Here is a 16982-nt window from a genome sequence, read left to right on the forward strand (position 1 = left end):
CAGGGGGCGGGATCGGCCCTAGGTCGGGGGGAATGGATGCGCCCGCCCCCCTTCGCCGTGGCTGGACGACCGGCGCCTGCGCGACGGCGGCGGCGAAGGCGGCTTTCGTCGCGCTGCGCACCGGCAGCTTCCCTGATCCGGTGACGATCACCCTGCCGGGCGGGCAACGGCCGGCCTTCGCCCTGGCGCGGGGGGAATTCGTCGCGGGCGGGGCGGTGGCGGGGGTCGTCAAGGATGCGGGGGACGACCCCGACGTGACGCATGGCGCGCTGGTGCTGGCGACGGTGCGGCCGTTGCCCGCGGGGAGCGGGCTGCGCTTCCGGGCGGGCCCAGGGGTGGGCACCGTGACAAGGCCGGGGCTGCCGCTCCCGCCGGGGGAGCCGGCCATCAACCCGGTGCCGCGGCGGATGATGCGGGAGGCGCTCGAGGAGGTGGCGCCGGCGGGGGCGGATGCGGAGGTGGAGATTTCCATCCCCGGTGGGGAGGTGCTGGCGGAGCGGACGCTGAACGGGCGGCTTGGGATCGTCGGCGGGCTCTCGATCCTCGGCACGACGGGGATTGTGGTGCCCTATTCCTGCGCGGCCTGGATCGACAGCATCCATCGCGGCATCGATGTCGCAAGGGCGAGCGGCCTCGGCCATGTGGCGGGGGCGACGGGGGCGGCCTCGGAGGCGGCGGTGCGGGGGCTGCATGGGCTGCCCGATGTCGCGCTGATCGAGATGGGGGATTTCGTCGGTGGGATGCTGAAGTACCTGCGGCGGCATCCGGTGGAGCGGGTCACCGTCGCGGGCGGCGTCGCCAAGATGACCAAGCTGGCGCAGGGGATGCTCGACCTGCACTCGAAGCGCGGAGCGGCGGATATGGAGGCGCTGGCGGCGCTGGTCGGCGATGCAGCGCTCGGCGAGCGGGTGCGGGGGGCGAATACGGTAGCGGAGGCTTTTTCCCTCGTGCCGGGGCTTGGCGAGGCGATCGCGGCCGGAGCCTGGCGGGTGGCGGCGGGGGTGCTCGATGATCCTGGCATTGCGCTGGAGGTTGTGGTCTTCGACCGGGAGGGGCGGCTGATGGGCCGCGCGGATTTCGCCCCGAGCGGTCATGCACCCTCCAGCCCGCGGAAGCGGCGCTGATAGCCCTCGGAGTAGAGGGCGCTTTCGGTGGCGTGGGTGGCCAGCGCCGGGCCGATGAGGATGAGGGCCATGCGGTCGATGCCCGCCTCCGCCGTGCGGGGGGCGATGTCGGCGAGGGTGCCGCGGATGATCCGCTCATCCGGCCAGGTGGCGCGGACCACAACGGCGGCGGGGCAGGTGGCGCCGTAGAGGGGCGTCAGTTCCTTGACGATGCGGGGGAGCTGGGTCACGGCGAGGTGGATGGCGAGCGTCGCGCCGGTGGCGCCGAAGGCGGCGAGCGTCTCGCCCGAGGGCATGGCGGAGGCGCGGCCGGGCATGCGGGTCAGCACCAGACTTTGCGCGATTTCCGGCACCGTGAGTTCGCAGCCGAGGGCGGCGGCGGCGGCGGCGAAGGCGGGGACGCCGGGCGTCATCGTCACGGGGATGCCGTGGTGCTCCAGGCGGCGCTTCTGCTCGGCGAGCGCGGAGTAGATCGAGAGGTCGCCGGAATGCAGGCGGGCGACGTCCTGGCCGGCTGCGTGGGCGGCGAGGCATTCGGCCTCGATGGCGTCGAGGGAGAGCGGGGCGGTGTCGACCAGCCGGGCGCCGGGCGGGCAGTGCGCGAGCACGGCGGGGGCGACGACGGAGCCGGCATAGAGGCAGACCGGGCAGGCGGCGATGAGGTCCCGCGCGCGGAGGGTGATGAGGTCGGCGGCGCCGGGGCCGGCGCCGATGAAATGCACGGTCATGGGGCGGGCTCCGTGGTGGCCAGGGCGCAGGTGGCGAGGCCCCCGGCCGACTGGCGCGGGCCGAGCAGGCGGGCGCCGGGGCCGGCGGCGGCGAGGGCGGCGGCTTCGGCGAGGCAGGGGAGGCCGGTCAGGGCTTGGACGCGGGAAGAGGCAGTGAGGCAGGCGGGGGCGGCGGCCATCAGCGCCGCATCCGGCAGCGGGGTGAGGGGGAGGGCGAGCCGGGCCGCGATCGTCTGGAGGCCGGGTTCGGCGGATTTGGCGGTGCTGGTGGCAAGCGCGGTCAGTGCGGCGGGGGTGCGGCCGGCGGCGTCCAGCGCGGCGGCGAGGGCGGCGGCGACGGAATCGGCGGGGGCGCCGCGGCGGCAGCCGAAGCCGGCGATGAGGCTCATGGCTTCCGCCAGGACCATTGGGTGACGGGCATGGCGGGGCGCCAGCCGGTCATCCCGCCGACCGGCGCGGCGCGGCTGACGGCAAGGCGCAGCAGCTCGCCGCCGAGTGCGGCATGGCGGGTTAGGAGCAGGGCCTCGGTCTCCAGGGTGATGGCATTGGCGACGAGGCGGCCGCCCGAAGGGAGGGCGGCGAGGACCGCCTCCATCACGCCGGGATCGGTGGCGCCGCCGCCGAGGAAGATGGCATCCGGTGGGGGCAGATCGGCGAGGGCGGTGGGCGCTGTGCCTTCGACGATCCGCAGGGCGGGGACGCCGAGGGCGAGGGCGTTGCGGCGGATGCGGGCGGCGCGGTCGGGGCGCGGCTCGAGGGCGATGGCGCAGAGCGAGGGGTCGGCCAGCATCCACTCGATGGCGATGGAGCCGGCACCGGCACCGATGTCCCAGAGCAGTTCGCCGCGCAGCGGAGCCAGCGCCGAGAGGGTAACGGCGCGGATCTCGCGCTTGGTGATCTGGCCGTCATGCTCGAAGGCGGCGTCGGGCAGGCCGGGGGTACGGGAGATCGGGCGCGACGATGGGCCGGCGGCGATCTCCAGGGCGAGCAAGTTGAGGGGGTGAATGTCGGGGAGGGCGAAGCCCTCTGCGGTCGTCCGGCGGATGCGCTCCTGCGGGCCGCCGAGGGCTTCAAGGACCGTCACCAGGCTCTCGCCGAAGCCGTCAGCCGTCAGCAGCGCGGCGATGGCGGCGGGGGAGGTGGCGTCGGAGGTCAGCACCAGGAGGCGGGCGCCGGGGTGGAGGTGGGGGCGCAGTGCCTCCTGCGGGCGGGCGTGGAGGGAGAGGGTGGTCGCCTCGGCCAGAGGCCAGCCGAGGTGGGCGGCGGCGAGGCTGAAGGCGGAGGGGGCGGGGAGGACCAGCGCCTCCGCCGGCGGGACGGCGCGGAGCAGGGTGGCGCCGACGCCGTGCAGCATCGGGTCGCCGGAGGCGAGGACGGCGACCGGCTGGCCGCGGGCGGCCAATACGGGCGCGATGCTGAAGGGGCTCGGCCAGGGATGGGCCTTGCCGCGGAGCAGGGGGCGGGCGAGGGCGAGGTGGCGGGTGCCGCCGAAGACGAGCCTCGCTGCCGAAAGACGCTCGGCGGCGGCGGGGGAGAGGCCGGCGATGCCCTCCTCGCCGAGGCCGATGATGGACAGCCAGGGCGATCCGCGGGATGGCTCAGCCATGACGCGACGCATCCTCATCCTGGGCGGGACGACCGAGGCGCGGGAGCTGGCCGGGGCGCTGGCGGGGTTCGACGTGACCTTGTCGCTGGCCGGGCGGACGGCGGTGCCCGTGCGGCAGCCGGTGCCGGTGCGGGTGGGGGGCTTCGGCGGGGTGGCGGGGCTCGTCGAGCATCTGCGCAGCGAGGGGGTCGGGTTGCTGGTCGATGCGACGCATCCTTACGCGGCGACCATCTCGGCGCATGCGGCGGAGGCTGCGGCGATCGCGGGCGTTGCGCTGCTTGCGCTGCGGCGGCCGGCCTGGCGGCGCGTCGAAAGGGATGATTGGATGGAGGTGCCCGATGGGACGGCCGCCGTCGCGGCGCTGGGCAAGGCGTCGCGGCGCGTCTTCCTCGCGCTCGGGCGGCAGGAGGTGGCGGGCTTCGTCGCAGCGCCGCAGCACGACTACCTGATCCGCAGCGTCGATCCGATCGAGCCGAAGCTTGGGGTGCCGCGCGCGGCCTATCTGCTGGGGCGCGGGCCGTTCGACGTAGCCGAGGAGCGGGCGATGCTGGAGACGCACCGCATTGAGCGCATCGTCTGCAAGAACAGCGGCGGCGCGGCGACCTACGGGAAGATCGCGGCGGCGCGGGAGCTTGGGATCCGCGTGGTGATGCTGGCGCGGCCGGTGCTGCCGGAAGTGCCTTCCGTCGGCTCGGTGGCGGAGGCGTGCGCGTGGATCGGTCATTGGGCGGCGCGGCGCGGGGTGTAGACGAGGGGTGGGCGGCTGTCGCGCGGGACGAGGCGGGTTTCGGCGGTGCCGACCAGGAGGCAGGTCGCCATGTCGGCCCAGAGCGGGTCGGCCTCGGCCAGCGTCGTGATGCGGATGGCCTCGTCGGGCCGGGCGACGGCGCGGCCGAAAATGACGGGCGTCGCAACTGGCAGCTGCTCGCGCAGCAGGGCCAGCGCCGCGCCGAGTTGCCAGGGACGGGCGCGGCTGACCGGGTTGTAGAGGGCGAGGGCGAAGCCGGCGCCGGCGGCGGCGGCGAGGCGGCGCTCGATCAGCGGCCAGGGCTTCAGGTTGTCGGAGAGGGAAAGTGCACAGAAATCGCCGCCAAGCGGGGCGCCGGTGCGGGCGGCCAGCGCCAGCATGGCGGTGATGCCAGGGTGGATGGCGAGGTCGATGCCGCGCCAGGCGGGCGGGCCGGATTCGATCGCCTCGCAGACGGCGGCGGCCATGGCGAAGACTCCGGGATCGCCGCCGGTGACCATGGCGACGGTGGCACCCTCCGCGGCGACCGTTAGCGCGGCCTGCGCGCGGGCGAGTTCGACGCGGTTGTCGGAGGGGTGGCGGGACTGGCCGGGGCGATGCGGGACGCGGTCGAGATAAGGACCGTAGCCGAAGAGCATCGCGGCCGAGGCGAGGGCGGCCTCGGCTTCGGGCGTGCGCAGGCCGGCGCCGCCGGGGCCGAGGCCGATGACGTCGAGCCGGCTCACGCGCCCGCCCAGCCGGGGACGAGGATGATAGAGAAATAGGGGGCGGGGGCGTTGTCGCGGGCGGCGAGCGGGAGGACGGCGGCGGCGTCCATGCTGCCGCGCTCGACATAGATGGCGCCGTCGAGGCGACCCGTCGCGGCCAGCGCCGCGCGGATGCGGGGGAGGTTGCGGCCGACCTTCATTATGACGACGGCCTCGGCGGTGGCGAGGCGGCGGCGCAGCTCGGCATCGTCCAGCATGCCGGGCAGGACCATCAGCACGTCGTCACCCTGCGCCACGGGCGTGCCGGCCATGGACCAGCAGGCGGACATGCCGGTGACGCCGGGTACCACCTCGGTCGGGTAGTGCGGGGCGAGGCGGACATGCAGGTGCATGTAGGAGCCGTAGAAGAGCGGGTCGCCCTCGCTCAGCACGGCGACGCTGCGGCCGGCCTCGAGATGCGCGGCGACGGCGGCGGCGGAGGCTGCGTAGAATTCCTCGATCTGCGCACGGTAGCCGGCGGAGTGGCGCGGCAGCTCGGTGGTGACGGGGTAGAGCAGGGGCAGCTCGACCGCCTCCGCGCGCAGGCGGGCGGCGACGGTGCGGCGGGCATTGCCGGGGGCGCCGCGCTTGGCGAAATGCGCGACGACGTCGACGGACTCGAGGATGCGCGCGGCCTTCAGCGTCAGCAGCTCCGGGTCGCCGGGGCCGGTGCCGAGGCCGTAGAGGCGGCCGCTCATAGGCATGGTCATAGCCCGGGCCTGGCGAGGGCGTTGACCGCGGCGGCCGTCATCGCGCTGCCGCCCAGGCGTCCGCGGACGACGGCCCAGGGGATGCCGAGGCGGCTTTCCTCCAGCGCCTGCTTCGATTCCGCCGCGCCGACGAAGCCGACGGGCATGCCGATGATCGCGGCGGGGCGGGGGGCGCCGGCGTCCAGCATCTCGAGCAGGTGGAAGAGGGCGGTGGGCGCGTTGCCGATGGCGACCAGCGCGCCGCCCAGGCGCTCGCCCCAGAGCGACATCGCCGCCGCCGAGCGGGTGGTGGCCTGTGCCGTGGCAAGGGCGGGGGTGCGGGGGTCCTGGAGGGTGCAGATCACCTCGTTCGCGGCGGGGAGGCGGGCGCGGGTGATGCCATGGGCGACCATCTGCGCGTCGCAGAGGATGGGGGCGCCGGCGGCGAGCGCGGTGCGAGCCGATTCGACGAGGCCGGGGGCGAAGGCGATGTGGCGGGCGGCCTCGACCATGCCGCAGGCGTGGATCATGCGGATGGCGACCTCCGCCTCGTCGGGGGAGAAGCCAGCGAGGTCTGCCTCCTCGCGGATGATGGCGAAGGAGCGGCGGTAGATGGCTGCGCCGTCGCGGAGGTAGTCGATCATGGCGCGGTGGCATCCTGCAGGCTGGCAATCAGGTCGGGGATGGCCTCGGCATCGAGCATGCGGGCTGGCCTATCACGCGCCGTGCCGCCGGGCACGAGGCCGATGCGGCCCTCGATGCCGACCAGGGTGAGCGCGGCGCGGCCGGGATGGGCGCAGCCCTTGGGGCAGCCGGAGAGGTGCAGCGTGAGGCCGGGCGGGAGGTGCGGGGCGAGGGCTTCGGCGAGGGGGCGGGTGGCGATGGTGGCCGAGGCGCAGGCGGGGCGGCCGGCGCAGGCGGCGATGCGGCGGCGGGGGTCGTCCGGCGCGGTGATGAGGCCGAGGCGGTGGGCGGCGGCGCGCAGGGGGGCCGGGTCCAGCGGGCCGAGGGCGAGCAGGGCGCGGCCGGGGGCGCCGGTCAGGGCGGTGGCGCCGGCAGTGGCGGCGGCTTCGGCATAGGCGGCGAGGCGGGGGGCCTCGAAGGCGCCGGCGATGCCGAGGGCGAGGCCGTGGCGGAGATGGTGGAGGCCGAGCGGCTCGGCGGGCGGGCGCGGCCTCGGGGGCAGGCGGCTGCGACGGGTCGGGTCGGCGAGGCGGGCGACGAGGGTGGCGAGGGCTTCGGCCTCGGGCAGCGGGGGGAGGAGGGCGTCGCCGTCCTGCAGGACCCAGCCGGTGGTGGTCGCGGTCAGGCGGAGGTCAGCGGGGAGGGCGTCGAGATGCAGGGCGCCGCCGCCATCGACGGCGATGGCGAATTTCGGCGGCAGGGGCGGTGCGGCGGCGCGGATGGCTGCGGCCAAGGGGCGGGGGTCGGCCTGCTCGGTCGGGTCGAGGCCGGCGAGTGGGGAGCGGGTGATGAGCGGGTCGGTGGGCCAGCCCTCGCCGATCGCCATTGTGAAAGGGGCGACCGTCGCGGGCGTCAGGCCGCGGACCTGGAGATTGCCGCGGGCGGTGATCTCGATGTGGCCGTTGCCGAAGGTGGCGGCGGTTTCAGCGAGGGCAATCCAGCGGGCGGGGGGCATGGGGCCGGCGGGGATGCGGGCGAGCAACCCGTCGCCGGTCGGCATCGGCGTGGCGAGGCTGGGGCAGGCGCCGCGGGGCGTCATAGGCCAAGCTCCACGTCGTTGCGGCGGGGGTGCCAGAGGCCGCGGCGGCGGGCATCGCTGAAGCGCAGCGCGATGGCGCGGGCGGCGGCGGGGTTCTCGTGGAGGAGGAAGGCGCGGACGACCGGGTCGCCGAGATAGGCGTCGTGGACGAGGTCGAGCAGGGTGCCGGGGACGGCGTCGGTGGTCTCGGCGAAGGCGACGAGGCGGTCCACCGTTTCGGCCAGTTCGGCGGCGCCGCGCGGGCCGTGGCGCATCTGGCCGGCGATGAAGCGCGGGTCGATGGCGCGGCCCTGGACGAGGCGGGCGAGAGCCGTGGCGAGCGGGCGGGCGCGGGGGCGGGCGGGGTCGGTGGTGTCGAGGGTGATGAGGGCGGGGCTGGTGCCGAGCAGGGCGGCGGCGGAGGCGAAGCCGCCGATATGCGCGGCGTCGGCGCCACCCTCCAGCAGGTCGCGGCCGGGGTCGTCGCCGGTATGGACCAGGGCGGCGGCCTCGGCCAGGCGGGTGGCGAAGGCTCCGGGGGCGGGCGTTGCTTCGCCGCCGGGGCCGCCATAGGCGTGGGAGGCGGCGGCGAGATAGGCGCGGCCGAGTTCCTCGCGGGCGGTCCAGGCGCCGGAGGCGAGGGCGTCCTCGGGGCCTGCGCCATAGGCGCCGGGGGCGCTGCCGAAGATGCGGGCGAGCGGTGCCTCGGCGCGGTGGGCGGCGGCCAAGGGGTTCTCGGCCGGGCTTTCGTCACGGGCGGCGACGGCGCGGGTGGCGGCGTCGATGAGCGCGATCTGGGCGGGGAAGAGGTCGCGGAACAGGCCGGAGACGCGCCAGGTCACGTCGACGCGCGGCCGGCCCATGCTGGCGGGGGGCAGGACCTCGATGCCGGTGACGCGGCCGGTGGCGGCGTCCCAGCTCGGGCGGCAGCCCATCAGGGCGAGGCCCTGGGCGATCTCCTCGCCGCCGGTGCGGAGGGTCGCGCTGCCCCAGAGGTCGAGGACCAGGCTGCGGGGCATCTCGCCCTGCTCCTGCTGGTAGAGGCTCAGCACCTCGGCGGCGGCGAGGCGGCCGAGTTCCATGGCGGTCGGCGTCGGCAGGGTGCGGGGGTCGGCGGCGTGGAGGTTGCGGCCGGTGGGCAGGACATCGGTGCGGCCGCGGGCGGGGGCGCCGCCGGGGCCGGCCGGGATGTGGCGGCCGTCGAGGGCGGCGAGCAGGGCCGCGCGCTCGGCGGCGGCGCTGGCGGCGCGCTCGGGCGGGTCGGCAGGGTCGGCGCGGCCGAAGACGTGGAGGCCGTCCTTGATCGCCAGCTCCTTCAGGTCGCAGAGCCAGGCGTCGAGGCGGCGGAGGGCTTCATCGGGCTGGTCGCCGAGGGGTGGGAGGGCGCCGGGGGCGGCCTCCGCCGCGGCTTGGTGGATGAGGCGAGCGAGGCGGTCGCGGCGGCGGCGGTCGAGGCCGTCGGCGGCGGCGAATTCGTCGAGCAGGGCCTCGAGCGCGCGGGCGGGGCCGGTGAGGCCGGGGCCGGCGAGGCGGGGCGGCAGGTGGCCGAGGGTGACGGCGGCGATGCGGCGCTTCGCCTGGGCGGCCTCGCCGGGGTTGGAGACGAGGAAGGGGTAGAGGACGGGGAGCGGGCCGAGCACTGCCTCCGGGAAGCAGTTTTGCGAGAGGGCGACGGCCTTGCCGGGCAGCCATTCGAGCGTGCCGTGGGCGCCCATGTGGACGAGGGCGTGGATGTCGAGCGCGTGGCGCAGCCAAAGGCCGAAGGCGAGCAGGGCGTGGCGGGGCGGCAGGGCCGGGTCGTGGTACTCGGCGCGGCGCTCGGCGGTGCGGCCGCGGTCGGGGGCGACGGCGATGGTGACGGCACCGAGGCGGAGAGCGCGGTGGTGGAAGGCGCCGTCGCGGCAATCGGGATCGGCCTCGGGCGGGCCCCAGGCGGCGTCGATGGCGGCCGTCAGCGCGGGCGGCAGGAGGGCGCGGTAGGCGGCGAGGGTGAGGCCGGGGACTGTCGCGTCGAGGGCGGCGAGGAGGCTGCGGGCATCGGCGGGGGGCGGGGCGAGGGTGTAGCCGGCGGTGCGCAGGTTCTCGCAGAGAGCGAGCAGGCTGGCGGGCACGTCGAGGCCGACCGCATAGCCGGTGCGGCCGCCGGCGCCAGGGTAGTCGGGCAGGAGAAGGGCAAGGCGGCGGTCGGCGGGCGGGGTGCGGCGGAGGCGGATGAGGGCGGCGGCGCGGTCGGCCAGCGCCGCGATGCGGTCGGGCTCGGGGCGGTTGGCCTGGCGGGGGAAGCTCGGGTCCTCGGCCGGTGCCTTGAAGGCGATGGCGCCGGCGAGGATGCGGCCGTCGAGTTCGGGCAGGACGACATGCATGGCGAGGTCGGCGGCGCCGAGGCCGCGCGGGCTCGCCTGCCAGGCTGCGCGCGCGGTCGTCGCCATCACCGCTTGCAGCACGGGGACGCCGGGGGTGGGGAGGATCGGGTCCTCCGCCTCGGCGAAGGCGGTGGTGGTGAGGATGAGGTCGGGCCTGAGGGTGGCGAGGGCGGCGCGGAGCACCTCGCGGGAGGCGGGCTCCTTCAGGCTGGCGAGGAAAATCGGGGCTGGGGCGAGGCCGCGGGCGGAGAGGGCTTCGGCGAGGGCGGCGATGGGGGCGGCGTCGGCGGCGAGCAGGACGGAGCGATAGAAGAGGATCGGCACCACCGGGCGGCCGGGCGGCAGGCTGGCGGCGAGGCGGGTGATGGAGACCGTGCCCTCGGCGGGGAGCCAGCCGGCGGCGCGGGGCATCGGCTGCGGCGGCGGGGCGGGGAGCGGCGTGCCGGCATGGGAGGCGAGGCGGCGCAGCAGGGCGCGCATGTTGTCCGGCCCGCCCTCGCGGAAATAGCCGAGAAGGGCGTCGCATTCGGCGGCGGGCAGGGTGGAGAGGGCGGGGAGGCGCGGGTCGTCGCGGTCCTCGCCGGGGAGGACGGCGAGGGCGATGCGGCGGGCGCGGCAGAGTTCCGCCAGTTGCTCGGCGCCGTAGCGCCACCAGTCGAGGCCGCCGAGCAGGCGGAGCAGGATCACCCGCGCGCCGGAGGCGGTGCGGTCGAGCCAGAGATCGACCGACATCGGGTGGCGCAGCTGGCGGAGCGGGGCGAGGCGGAGGGCGGGGAGGACGGCGCGTTCCGCCTCCCAGGCGGCGGCGAGGCCGGCGAGGTCGCTGTCGCTGAAGCTCAGCACCGCCATCGGCGCCGGGGGCTGGCGGAGATCGACCGGCTCCGCCAGCTCCTCCAGCCCGGCGGTGGTGGTGTTGAGGATGTGCATCGGCTCAGCCGGCCAGGGCCTCGGCGGCGGCGGAATGGTCGAAACCCTTAAGCCCGATGACGACGAGGCGGCCCTGACGCGATTCGGCCTCGCCCCAGGCGCGGTCGAAATGGTGGCTGACGCGGGGGCCGACGGCCTGGACCAGCAGGCGCATCGGCTTGCCGGCGATGGCGGCGAAGCCCTTGGCGCGCAGCACGTCTGGGCGGGCGCAGACCGTGGCGATGCGGGCGGCGAGGTCGGCGGGGGCGGCGAGTTCGGGCAGGTCGAGGACGATGCTGTCGAAATCGTCGTGGTCGTGGCCTTCCTCGGCATCGTGCCGGGTCGGACGGTTGGCGATGTCGTCCTCCGTGGCGAGGCCGAGGCCGAGCAGCACCGCCGGGTCGATGCGGCCGGCGGCGCTCGTCACGATGCCGACGGCGCGGGGGAGGGCGCGCTCCACGGCGGCGCGGGCGCGGGCGAGGCCGGGCTCGTCGAGCAGGTCGGATTTCGTCACCACGACGAGGTCGGCGCAGGCGAGCTGGTCGTCGAAGACCTCCTCCACCGGGTCGTCATGGTCGAGCGCCTGGTCGGCGGCGCGCTGGGCGGCGAGCGCGGCGAGGTCGGCGGCGACGCGGCCTTCGGCGAGCGCCGCGCCATCGACCACGGCGACGACGCCATCGACCGTCACCCGGTTGCGGATGGCGGGCCAGTGGAAGGCCTGGACCAGCGGCTTCGGCAAGGCGAGACCGCTGGTCTCGATCAGGATGTGGTCGGGCGGCGGGGTGCGGGCGAGCAGCGCGTCGACGGCGGGGACGAAGTCGTCGGCGACGGTGCAGCAGAGACAGCCATTGGCCAGCTCGACGATGTCGGCCTCGTCGCAGGCGGGGATGCCGCAGCCGCGCAGGATCTCGGCATCGATGCCGACATCGCCGAACTCGTTGACGATGACGGCGAGGCGGCGACCGCCGGCATTCTCCAGCAGGTGGCGGATCAGCGTCGTCTTCCCGGCGCCGAGGAAGCCGGTGACGATGGTGCAGGGGATGCGGGCGGTCATGCCGGGAACTCCAGGGGCGGGATGCGGGCAATGAGGCCGCGCTTCAGGGGCTCGGGGCGGCCGCGCCAGGGCATCACCTGGCCCTCGGCGGCGGCGAGGAGGCGGGCGCCCTCCTGCAAGGCGGGGGCGGCCTCGGCGGGGTCGAGGTTGCCGAAGACATAGGTCCAGCCGCCGGGCACGGCGATGGCGGCGGTTGGGCCGCGGGAGCAGTTGCCGAGGCATTCGACGGGGCGCACCGCGAGGTCGGGGCCGGCCAGGGGTTCAGCTTTGGCGGCGAGGGTGGCGCCGGCGCGGGGGGCGTCCTCGGCGTCGCCGCTGCGGCGGCAGGTGGTGCAGACGAAGACGGTGACGGGCGGCATTGGGCAGGCGTCCCCACCCGGCGGGTGCCGGGCATGCGGGGTGCAGCAGCGGGCGCGCCAAGGGGGGCGTGTCCGTTCGCCGGTGCGGCAGCCGCGCCAGGGCACCCCGCCCGGCACGTCGTCTCGAGCGAAGGCAGGTCTCCTGGCTCGCGGGTCGCTGTCCGGCGCCGTCTTCCCGGCCGGGTCCCGAAGGACTGGCGGCCAGTGACATGGTGGCGCGGACTCGCCGCTCACAGTTGCGGGGGCAGCTACGGCCTGGGCGGGGCCCTTCCGTATTCCCTTTTCATCCCGCCTCTCGGCTGGAACCTTCGATCGAAGGGGACTAGGCCCGGGCGGCGGGGCGGCTGTCAACCATCGGCGTCGGTTGTTGTGCGGATGGGCGGGTGCTGCCACACCGACGGGCATGTCCGATGCCCCCTTCCCGCTGGTGCTGGTGCTCGGCGGCGCGCGCTCCGGCAAGAGCCGGCAGGCCGAGGCGCTGGTCGAGTCCTGGCCGTCGCCCTGGACCTATGTCGCCACCGCCGAGGCCTTCGATGACGAGATGGCGGCGCGCATCGCCGAGCACCGGGCGCGGCGGCCGGCGGGGGGGGAGACGCGGGACGCGCCCCACGACCTGCCGGAGGTGCTGGGCGGGGTGCCGGCGGGGCGGCCGGTGCTGGTCGATTGCCTGACGCTCTGGCTCAGCAACCTGCTGCTGGCGGAGCGCGACCTGGAGGCGGAGGGGGAGCTTCTGGCGGCGGCGCTGGCGCGGAGGGCCGGGCCGGTGGTGCTGGTCTCGAACGAGGTGGGCTGGGGCATCGTGCCGGAGACGCCGCTCGGGCGGCGCTTCCGCGATGCGCAGGGGCGGCTGAACCAACGCATGGCGACGCTGGCGGACCGGGTGGTGCTGGTGGTGGCGGGCATTCCGGTGGCGATCAAGGGAGGTGCAGCGTGAGCGGGATCGACCCGGAGGAGGCGGTGCGGCATCGCGCGAAGATGGCGCGGCGGAAGGCGGTGCAGGATGCCGAGGTGGCGAGCAAGCCGATCGCCGAGAAGGGGCTGCTGATCGTCCATACCGGGCCGGGCAAGGGCAAGTCGACGGCGGCATTTGGGCTCGCGCTGCGGATGCTAGGGCGCGGCGGGCGGGTCGGCGTGGTGCAGTTCATCAAAGGCGCCTGGGACAGCGGGGAGCGGGCGGCGCTGGAGAGCTTCGGCGAGCGCGTCGCCTGGCACAGCATGGGCGAGGGCTTCACCTGGGAGACGCAGGACCTGGCGCGCGACATCGCCGCGGCGGAGCGGGCCTGGGGGATGGCGCGGGCGATGCTGGCGGAGCCGGGCTTCGACCTGCTGGTGCTGGATGAGCTGAACATCGCGTTGCGCTACGGCTACCTGCCGCTGGATGGGGTGGTGGCGGAATTGGTCGGGCGGCGGCCATCGCTGCATGTCGTCGTCACCGGGCGGAATGCGAAGCCGGAGCTGACCGCGGCGGCAGACCTCGTCACCGAGATGGGGGCGGTGAAGCACCACTTCGCGGCGGGGGTGAAGGCGCAGCGGGGCATCGAGTTCTAGCCGCGATGCGCGCGATCATGCTGCAGGGCACGGGCTCGGATGTCGGCAAGTCGCTGCTCGTCGCTGGGCTGGCGCGGGCGCTGACGGAGCGCGGGATGCGCGTGCGGCCGTTCAAGCCGCAGAACATGTCGAACAATGCCGCCGTCACGCTCGATGGCGGCGAGATCGGGCGGGCGCAGGCCTTGCAGGCGCGGGCGGCGCGCGTGGCGCCGAGCGTGCATATGAACCCGGTGCTGCTGAAGCCGCAGAGCCAGGTGGGCGCGCAGATCGTGCTGCAGGGGCGGGTGGCCGGTGCGGCGGGGGCGGCCGAGTATCAGCGGCGGAAGGCGGCGCTGCTGCCGGCGGTGCTGGAGAGTTTTGCGCGGCTCAGGGGCGAGGCCGACATCGTGCTGGTGGAGGGGGCGGGCAGCGCCTCCGAGGTCAACCTGCGGGCCAATGACATCGCCAATATGGGCTTCGCGCGGGCGGCGGATGTGCCGGTCGTGGTCGTCGGGGATATCGACCGGGGTGGGGTGATCGCCAGCCTGGTCGGGACCAAGGTAGTGATCGATCCGGCGGATGCGGCGATGGTCGTGGGCTTCGTCGTCAATCGATTCCGCGGCGATCCGTCGCTCTTCGCGGATGGCATGGCGCTGATCGCGGCGCGGACGGGGTGGGCGCCGCTCGGCCTGGTGCCCTTCCTGCCGGAGGCGGCGCGGCTGCCGGCGGAGGATGCGCTGGCGCTCGACCATGCGCTGCCACGGCGGCCGGGGGCGCGGTTGCGCATCGCCGTGCCGGTGCTGCCGCATATCGCCAACTTCGACGATCTCGACCCGCTCGTCGGCGAGCCGGCGGTGGAGGTGGTGCGCGTCCGGCCCGGCGAGGCGCTGCCGGGGGATGCGCAGCTCGTCATCCTGCCGGGGTCGAAGGCCACCATCGCCGACCTGGCGGCGCTGCGGGCGGCGGGGTTCGACATCGACATCGCGGCGCATCTGCGGCGGGGCGGGCAGGTGCTCGGGCTGTGCGGTGGGTATCAGATGCTGGGGCGGAGCCTGGCCGACCCGGCGGGGGTGGAGGGGGCGGCGGGGCGTGTCGCGGGGCTCGGGCTGCTGGAGGTCGAGACGGTGCTCGGGGGCGACAAGCGGCTGGTGCCGGTGGAGGGGGTGAGTGCGGATGGCGCGGCGCTCGCCGGCTATGAGATGCATCTCGGCAGCACCGAGGGACCGGGGCGGGCACGGCCCTTCGCGCATCTGGCGGATGGCGCGGCGGAGGGGGCGGTCTCGGCGGATGGGCAGGTGACCGGGACCTATGTGCATGGGCTCTTCACCGCGGAGGCGCAGCGGGCGGCCTGGATGGCGCGCTTCGCGGCCGGGGCGCCGGCGATTGCCTATGAGGCGGGGGTGGAGGCGGCGCTGGATACGCTGGCGCGGCATCTCGAGGCGCATCTCGACATCGACCGGCTGCTCAGCCTGGCCCGGTGAGGGCGAGGATGGCGGCGAGGGCGATGAGCAGGGCATCGGCGAGGCGGTAGAGGCGGAGCGCCCGGCGGATATCGGCGGCGGTGGCGTCGCGACGGCCGTCGCCCATCAGCGCGTCCTCGACCAGGACGCCGCTGTAGCGGCGTGGGCCGGCGAGGGCGAGGCCGAGGGCGCCGGCCATCGCCGCCTCCGGCCAGCCGGCATTGGGCGAGCGGTGGCGGTGGGCGTCGCGGCGGAGGGCGCGGAGGGCGGCGGCGGGGCTGGCGCCGGGCAGCAGGCAGGCGGCGAGAACCAGCAGCAGGGCGGAAAGGCGGGAGGCGGGGAGGTTCACCAGGTCGTCGAACCGGGCGGCGGCCCAGCCGAAGGCCTCGTGCCGCGGGGTGCGGTGGCCGATCATGCTGTCGGCGGTGTTGACCGCCTTGTAGGCGGCGGCGCCGGGCAGGCCGGCGAGGGCGAGCCAGAGGGCCGGGGCGACGATGCCATCGGAGAAATTCTCGGCGAGGCTCTCGATGGCGGCGCGGCAGATGCCGGCTTCGTCCAGCGACTCCGGGTCGCGGCCGACGATATGGGAGACGGCGATGCGGCCGGCGGCCAAGCCTTTCTGCTCCAGGGCGGTGGCGACGCGGGCGACGTGCTCGTGCAGGCTGCGCTGGGCGAGAAGGCTGCTGGCGAGGAGGGCCACGGCGAGCCAACCGAGGGGGAGGCGGTGCAGCGCGGCCTCGATCAGCCAGGCGGGGGCAAGGCTGGCAGCGAGCAGGATCAGCAGCGCGGCGAGGCCGGCGGCGCGGCGGCGGGCGGGGGACCAGGCCTCGCGGTTCAGGCGGCGGTCGAGTGCTGTGATCAGGCGGCCGAGCCAGATGACGGGGTGGCCGATGGACCGCAGCAGGCGCTCCGGGTATCCGAAGGCGGCCTCGATCAGCAGGGCGCAGGCGGCGGTGGCGAGGGCCATGATGGACGGTATCCCGGGCGTGGCCCATGGCGGCGATCTGGAGGCGGCGCGCCGGCTGTTCCCGGAGGCGCCCGCCCCTTTCCTCGACCTGTCGACCGGGATCAACCCCCATGGCTACCCGGTGCCGCCGCTCGGGGCCGAGGTCTTCGCGCGGCTGCCGGAGCCGGCGGCGCTCGCCCGGCTCGAGGCGCTGGCGGCTGAGCGGTATGGCGCGGCCTCGGCAGAGCATGTGGTGGCGGCGCCGGGGACGCAGATCCTGCTGCCGCTGGTCGCCGGGCTGGTGCCGCCGTGCGAGGCGCGGATCCTGGGGCCGACCTATGCGGAGCACCGGCGGGCGGCCGAGCTGGCGGGGCATGCGGTCGGCGAGGTCGGGGCCGCGGAGGCGTTGGAGGGGACGGGGCTCGCGGTGCTCGTCAACCCGAACAATCCCGATGGGCGGCTGGTGGAGCGGCGGGCGCTGCTCGGGCTGCGGGCGGGGCTGCTGGTGGTGGACGAGGCGTTCATGGAGGTGATGCCGCCAGGGGCTTCGCTGGCCGCGGAGGTTGGGCGAGAGGGTCTCGTCGTGCTGCGGTCCTTCGGGAAATTCCATGGGCTGGCGGGGGTGAGGCTGGGCTTCGCCCTAGCCGAGCCGAAGGTCGTGAAGCGGCTGCGGGCAAGGCTCGGACCTTGGGCGGTGTCCGGCCCGGCGATCGCGGCGGGGATGGCGGCGCTCGGCGATGCGGCCTGGGCGGAGGCGATGCGGGCCCGGCTGGCAGCGGAGGCAGCACGGCTGGATGCGCTGCTTGAGCGGCATGGGTTGGAGGCGGTGGGGGGGACGGCGCTGTTCCGGCTGGTGCGGGGCCTGGAGGGGGCGTTCGAAAGGCTGGGGCGGCAGGGAGTGCTGGTGCGGCGCTTCACGGAGCGGCCAGGGCTGCTGCGCTTCGGCCTGCCCGGGGATGAGGCGGGGTGGGAGAGGCTGGGGCGGGCGCTCGACGGTTGCGGTGCGGGCCAGGGCGGATGAAGC

General features: G+C 75.5%; 17 protein-coding genes and 1 riboswitch. Of the genes, 6 read left to right on the plus strand and 11 right to left on the minus strand.

The features are described from left to right. Positions 1–32 precede the first annotated feature (32 nt). Positions 33–1124, plus strand: a complete 1092-nt coding sequence (locus tag LH62_RS09025) for a cobalt-precorrin-5B (C(1))-methyltransferase (RefSeq protein ID WP_043360700.1) — start codon at positions 33–35, stop codon at positions 1122–1124. On the opposite strand, the gene cobM is transcribed toward LH62_RS09025, so the two are convergent. Genes cobM through LH62_RS09040 form a run of 3 tightly spaced genes read right to left on the minus strand, consistent with a single transcriptional unit; the run spans position 1091 to position 3458 of the window. Continuing rightward, positions 1091–1852 (minus strand): precorrin-4 C(11)-methyltransferase, encoded by a 762-nt coding sequence (cobM, locus tag LH62_RS09030; protein ID WP_043360701.1) that lies wholly within the window; start codon positions 1850–1852, stop codon positions 1091–1093. The two genes, LH62_RS09025 and cobM, sit on opposite strands and share 34 nt — an antisense overlap. Next, complete coding sequence (locus LH62_RS09035; protein WP_043365437.1) at positions 1849–2241, minus strand: cobalamin biosynthesis protein; 393 nt, start codon at positions 2239–2241, stop codon at positions 1849–1851. Before LH62_RS09035 ends, cobM begins: the two co-directional genes overlap by 4 nt. Then, entirely contained in the window at positions 2238–3458 is a 1221-nt protein-coding gene (locus LH62_RS09040; protein ID WP_043360703.1) for a bifunctional cobalt-precorrin-7 (C(5))-methyltransferase/cobalt-precorrin-6B (C(15))-methyltransferase, read from the minus strand. Before LH62_RS09040 ends, LH62_RS09035 begins: the two co-directional genes overlap by 4 nt. On the opposite strand from LH62_RS09040, the gene LH62_RS09045 reads away from it, so the two are divergent. Then, on the plus strand, positions 3457–4206 hold the full coding sequence (locus LH62_RS09045; protein ID WP_043360705.1) for a cobalt-precorrin-6A reductase: 750 nt from the start codon (positions 3457–3459) through the stop codon (positions 4204–4206). The genes LH62_RS09040 and LH62_RS09045 overlap by 2 nt on opposite strands. On the opposite strand, the gene LH62_RS09050 is transcribed toward LH62_RS09045, so the two are convergent. From LH62_RS09050 to LH62_RS09080, 7 genes are read right to left on the minus strand one after another with little or no spacing between them, the layout of a single operon-like run. Next, positions 4179–4931: a precorrin-3B C(17)-methyltransferase gene (locus LH62_RS09050; RefSeq protein ID WP_043360706.1), complete on the minus strand. Its 753-nt coding sequence runs from the start codon at positions 4929–4931 to the stop codon at positions 4179–4181. The two genes, LH62_RS09045 and LH62_RS09050, sit on opposite strands and share 28 nt — an antisense overlap. Further along, on the minus strand, positions 4928–5650 hold the full coding sequence (locus tag LH62_RS09055) for a precorrin-2 C(20)-methyltransferase (protein WP_236552511.1): 723 nt from the start codon (positions 5648–5650) through the stop codon (positions 4928–4930). The genes LH62_RS09050 and LH62_RS09055 overlap by 4 nt, the downstream gene beginning before the upstream one ends. 8 nt (positions 5651–5658) lie before the next feature. Next, positions 5659–6285: a precorrin-8X methylmutase gene (locus LH62_RS09060; RefSeq protein WP_043360710.1), complete on the minus strand. Its 627-nt coding sequence runs from the start codon at positions 6283–6285 to the stop codon at positions 5659–5661. Further along, positions 6282–7364, minus strand: a complete 1083-nt coding sequence (locus LH62_RS32325; RefSeq protein ID WP_052214031.1) for a hypothetical protein — start codon at positions 7362–7364, stop codon at positions 6282–6284. The genes LH62_RS09060 and LH62_RS32325 overlap by 4 nt, the downstream gene beginning before the upstream one ends. Further along, positions 7361–10633: a cobaltochelatase subunit CobN gene (cobN, locus tag LH62_RS09070; protein ID WP_043360712.1), complete on the minus strand. Its 3273-nt coding sequence runs from the start codon at positions 10631–10633 to the stop codon at positions 7361–7363. Before cobN ends, LH62_RS32325 begins: the two co-directional genes overlap by 4 nt. Positions 10634–10637: 4 nt before the next feature. Next, complete coding sequence (gene cobW, locus LH62_RS09075) at positions 10638–11666, minus strand: cobalamin biosynthesis protein CobW (RefSeq protein WP_043360713.1); 1029 nt, start codon at positions 11664–11666, stop codon at positions 10638–10640. Continuing rightward, positions 11663–12025: a DUF1636 domain-containing protein gene (locus LH62_RS09080; RefSeq protein ID WP_043360714.1), complete on the minus strand. Its 363-nt coding sequence runs from the start codon at positions 12023–12025 to the stop codon at positions 11663–11665. Before LH62_RS09080 ends, cobW begins: the two co-directional genes overlap by 4 nt. 114 nt (positions 12026–12139) lie before the next feature. After that, positions 12140–12350: riboswitch (cobalamin riboswitch) on the minus strand. 78 nt (positions 12351–12428) lie between these two features. Here LH62_RS09080 and cobU point away from each other — a divergent pair. The 3 genes from cobU to LH62_RS09095 are packed head-to-tail and all read left to right on the plus strand — an operon-like array spanning position 12429 to position 15033. Continuing rightward, on the plus strand, positions 12429–12959 hold the full coding sequence (gene cobU, locus LH62_RS09085) for a bifunctional adenosylcobinamide kinase/adenosylcobinamide-phosphate guanylyltransferase (RefSeq protein WP_043360715.1): 531 nt from the start codon (positions 12429–12431) through the stop codon (positions 12957–12959). Continuing rightward, on the plus strand, positions 12956–13573 hold the full coding sequence (gene cobO, locus LH62_RS09090; RefSeq protein WP_043360717.1) for a cob(I)yrinic acid a,c-diamide adenosyltransferase: 618 nt from the start codon (positions 12956–12958) through the stop codon (positions 13571–13573). The genes cobU and cobO overlap by 4 nt, the downstream gene beginning before the upstream one ends. 17 nt (positions 13574–13590) lie before the next feature. Next, positions 13591–15033 carry a cobyric acid synthase gene (locus LH62_RS09095; protein WP_043365440.1) on the plus strand — a complete coding sequence of 481 codons (1443 nt, stop codon included), beginning with the start codon at positions 13591–13593 and terminating at the stop codon, positions 15031–15033. On the opposite strand, the gene cbiB is transcribed toward LH62_RS09095, so the two are convergent. Further along, positions 15017–15979, minus strand: a complete 963-nt coding sequence (gene cbiB, locus LH62_RS09100; RefSeq protein WP_043360718.1) for an adenosylcobinamide-phosphate synthase CbiB — start codon at positions 15977–15979, stop codon at positions 15017–15019. The two genes, LH62_RS09095 and cbiB, sit on opposite strands and share 17 nt — an antisense overlap. On the opposite strand from cbiB, the gene cobD reads away from it, so the two are divergent. Then, positions 15978–16979: a threonine-phosphate decarboxylase CobD gene (gene cobD, locus LH62_RS09105; protein WP_144404427.1), complete on the plus strand. Its 1002-nt coding sequence runs from the start codon at positions 15978–15980 to the stop codon at positions 16977–16979. The genes cbiB and cobD overlap by 2 nt on opposite strands. Positions 16980–16982: the final 3 nt, after the last annotated feature.

It is taken from the genome of Belnapia sp. F-4-1 (genome assembly GCF_000802185.1).
Classification (GTDB): Bacteria; Pseudomonadota; Alphaproteobacteria; order Acetobacterales; family Acetobacteraceae; genus Belnapia.

Bases quoted from the DNA above. Each gene is read 5' to 3' on its own strand.
- LH62_RS09025 (WP_043360700.1), top strand. From the start codon at position 33: ATGGATGCGCCCGCCCCCCTTCGCCGTGGCTGGACGACCGGCGCCTGC.
- cobM (WP_043360701.1), bottom strand. From the start codon at position 1,852: ATGACCGTGCATTTCATCGGCGCCGGCCCCGGCGCCGCCGACCTCATC.
- LH62_RS09035 (WP_043365437.1), bottom strand. From the start codon at position 2,241: ATGAGCCTCATCGCCGGCTTCGGCTGCCGCCGCGGCGCCCCCGCCGAT.
- LH62_RS09045 (WP_043360705.1), top strand. From the start codon at position 3,457: ATGACGCGACGCATCCTCATCCTGGGCGGGACGACCGAGGCGCGGGAG.
- LH62_RS09040 (WP_043360703.1), bottom strand. From the start codon at position 3,458: ATGGCTGAGCCATCCCGCGGATCGCCCTGGCTGTCCATCATCGGCCTC.
- LH62_RS09055 (WP_236552511.1), bottom strand. From the start codon at position 5,650: ATGAGCGGCCGCCTCTACGGCCTCGGCACCGGCCCCGGCGACCCGGAG.
- LH62_RS09060 (WP_043360710.1), bottom strand. From the start codon at position 6,285: ATGATCGACTACCTCCGCGACGGCGCAGCCATCTACCGCCGCTCCTTC.
- LH62_RS32325 (WP_052214031.1), bottom strand. From the start codon at position 7,364: ATGACGCCCCGCGGCGCCTGCCCCAGCCTCGCCACGCCGATGCCGACC.
- cobN (WP_043360712.1), bottom strand. From the start codon at position 10,633: ATGCACATCCTCAACACCACCACCGCCGGGCTGGAGGAGCTGGCGGAG.
- cobW (WP_043360713.1), bottom strand. From the start codon at position 11,666: ATGACCGCCCGCATCCCCTGCACCATCGTCACCGGCTTCCTCGGCGCC.
- LH62_RS09080 (WP_043360714.1), bottom strand. From the start codon at position 12,025: ATGCCGCCCGTCACCGTCTTCGTCTGCACCACCTGCCGCCGCAGCGGC.
- cobU (WP_043360715.1), top strand. From the start codon at position 12,429: ATGTCCGATGCCCCCTTCCCGCTGGTGCTGGTGCTCGGCGGCGCGCGC.
- LH62_RS09095 (WP_043365440.1), top strand. From the start codon at position 13,591: ATGCTGCAGGGCACGGGCTCGGATGTCGGCAAGTCGCTGCTCGTCGCT.
- cobD (WP_144404427.1), top strand. From the start codon at position 15,978: ATGATGGACGGTATCCCGGGCGTGGCCCATGGCGGCGATCTGGAGGCG.
- cbiB (WP_043360718.1), bottom strand. From the start codon at position 15,979: ATGGCCCTCGCCACCGCCGCCTGCGCCCTGCTGATCGAGGCCGCCTTC.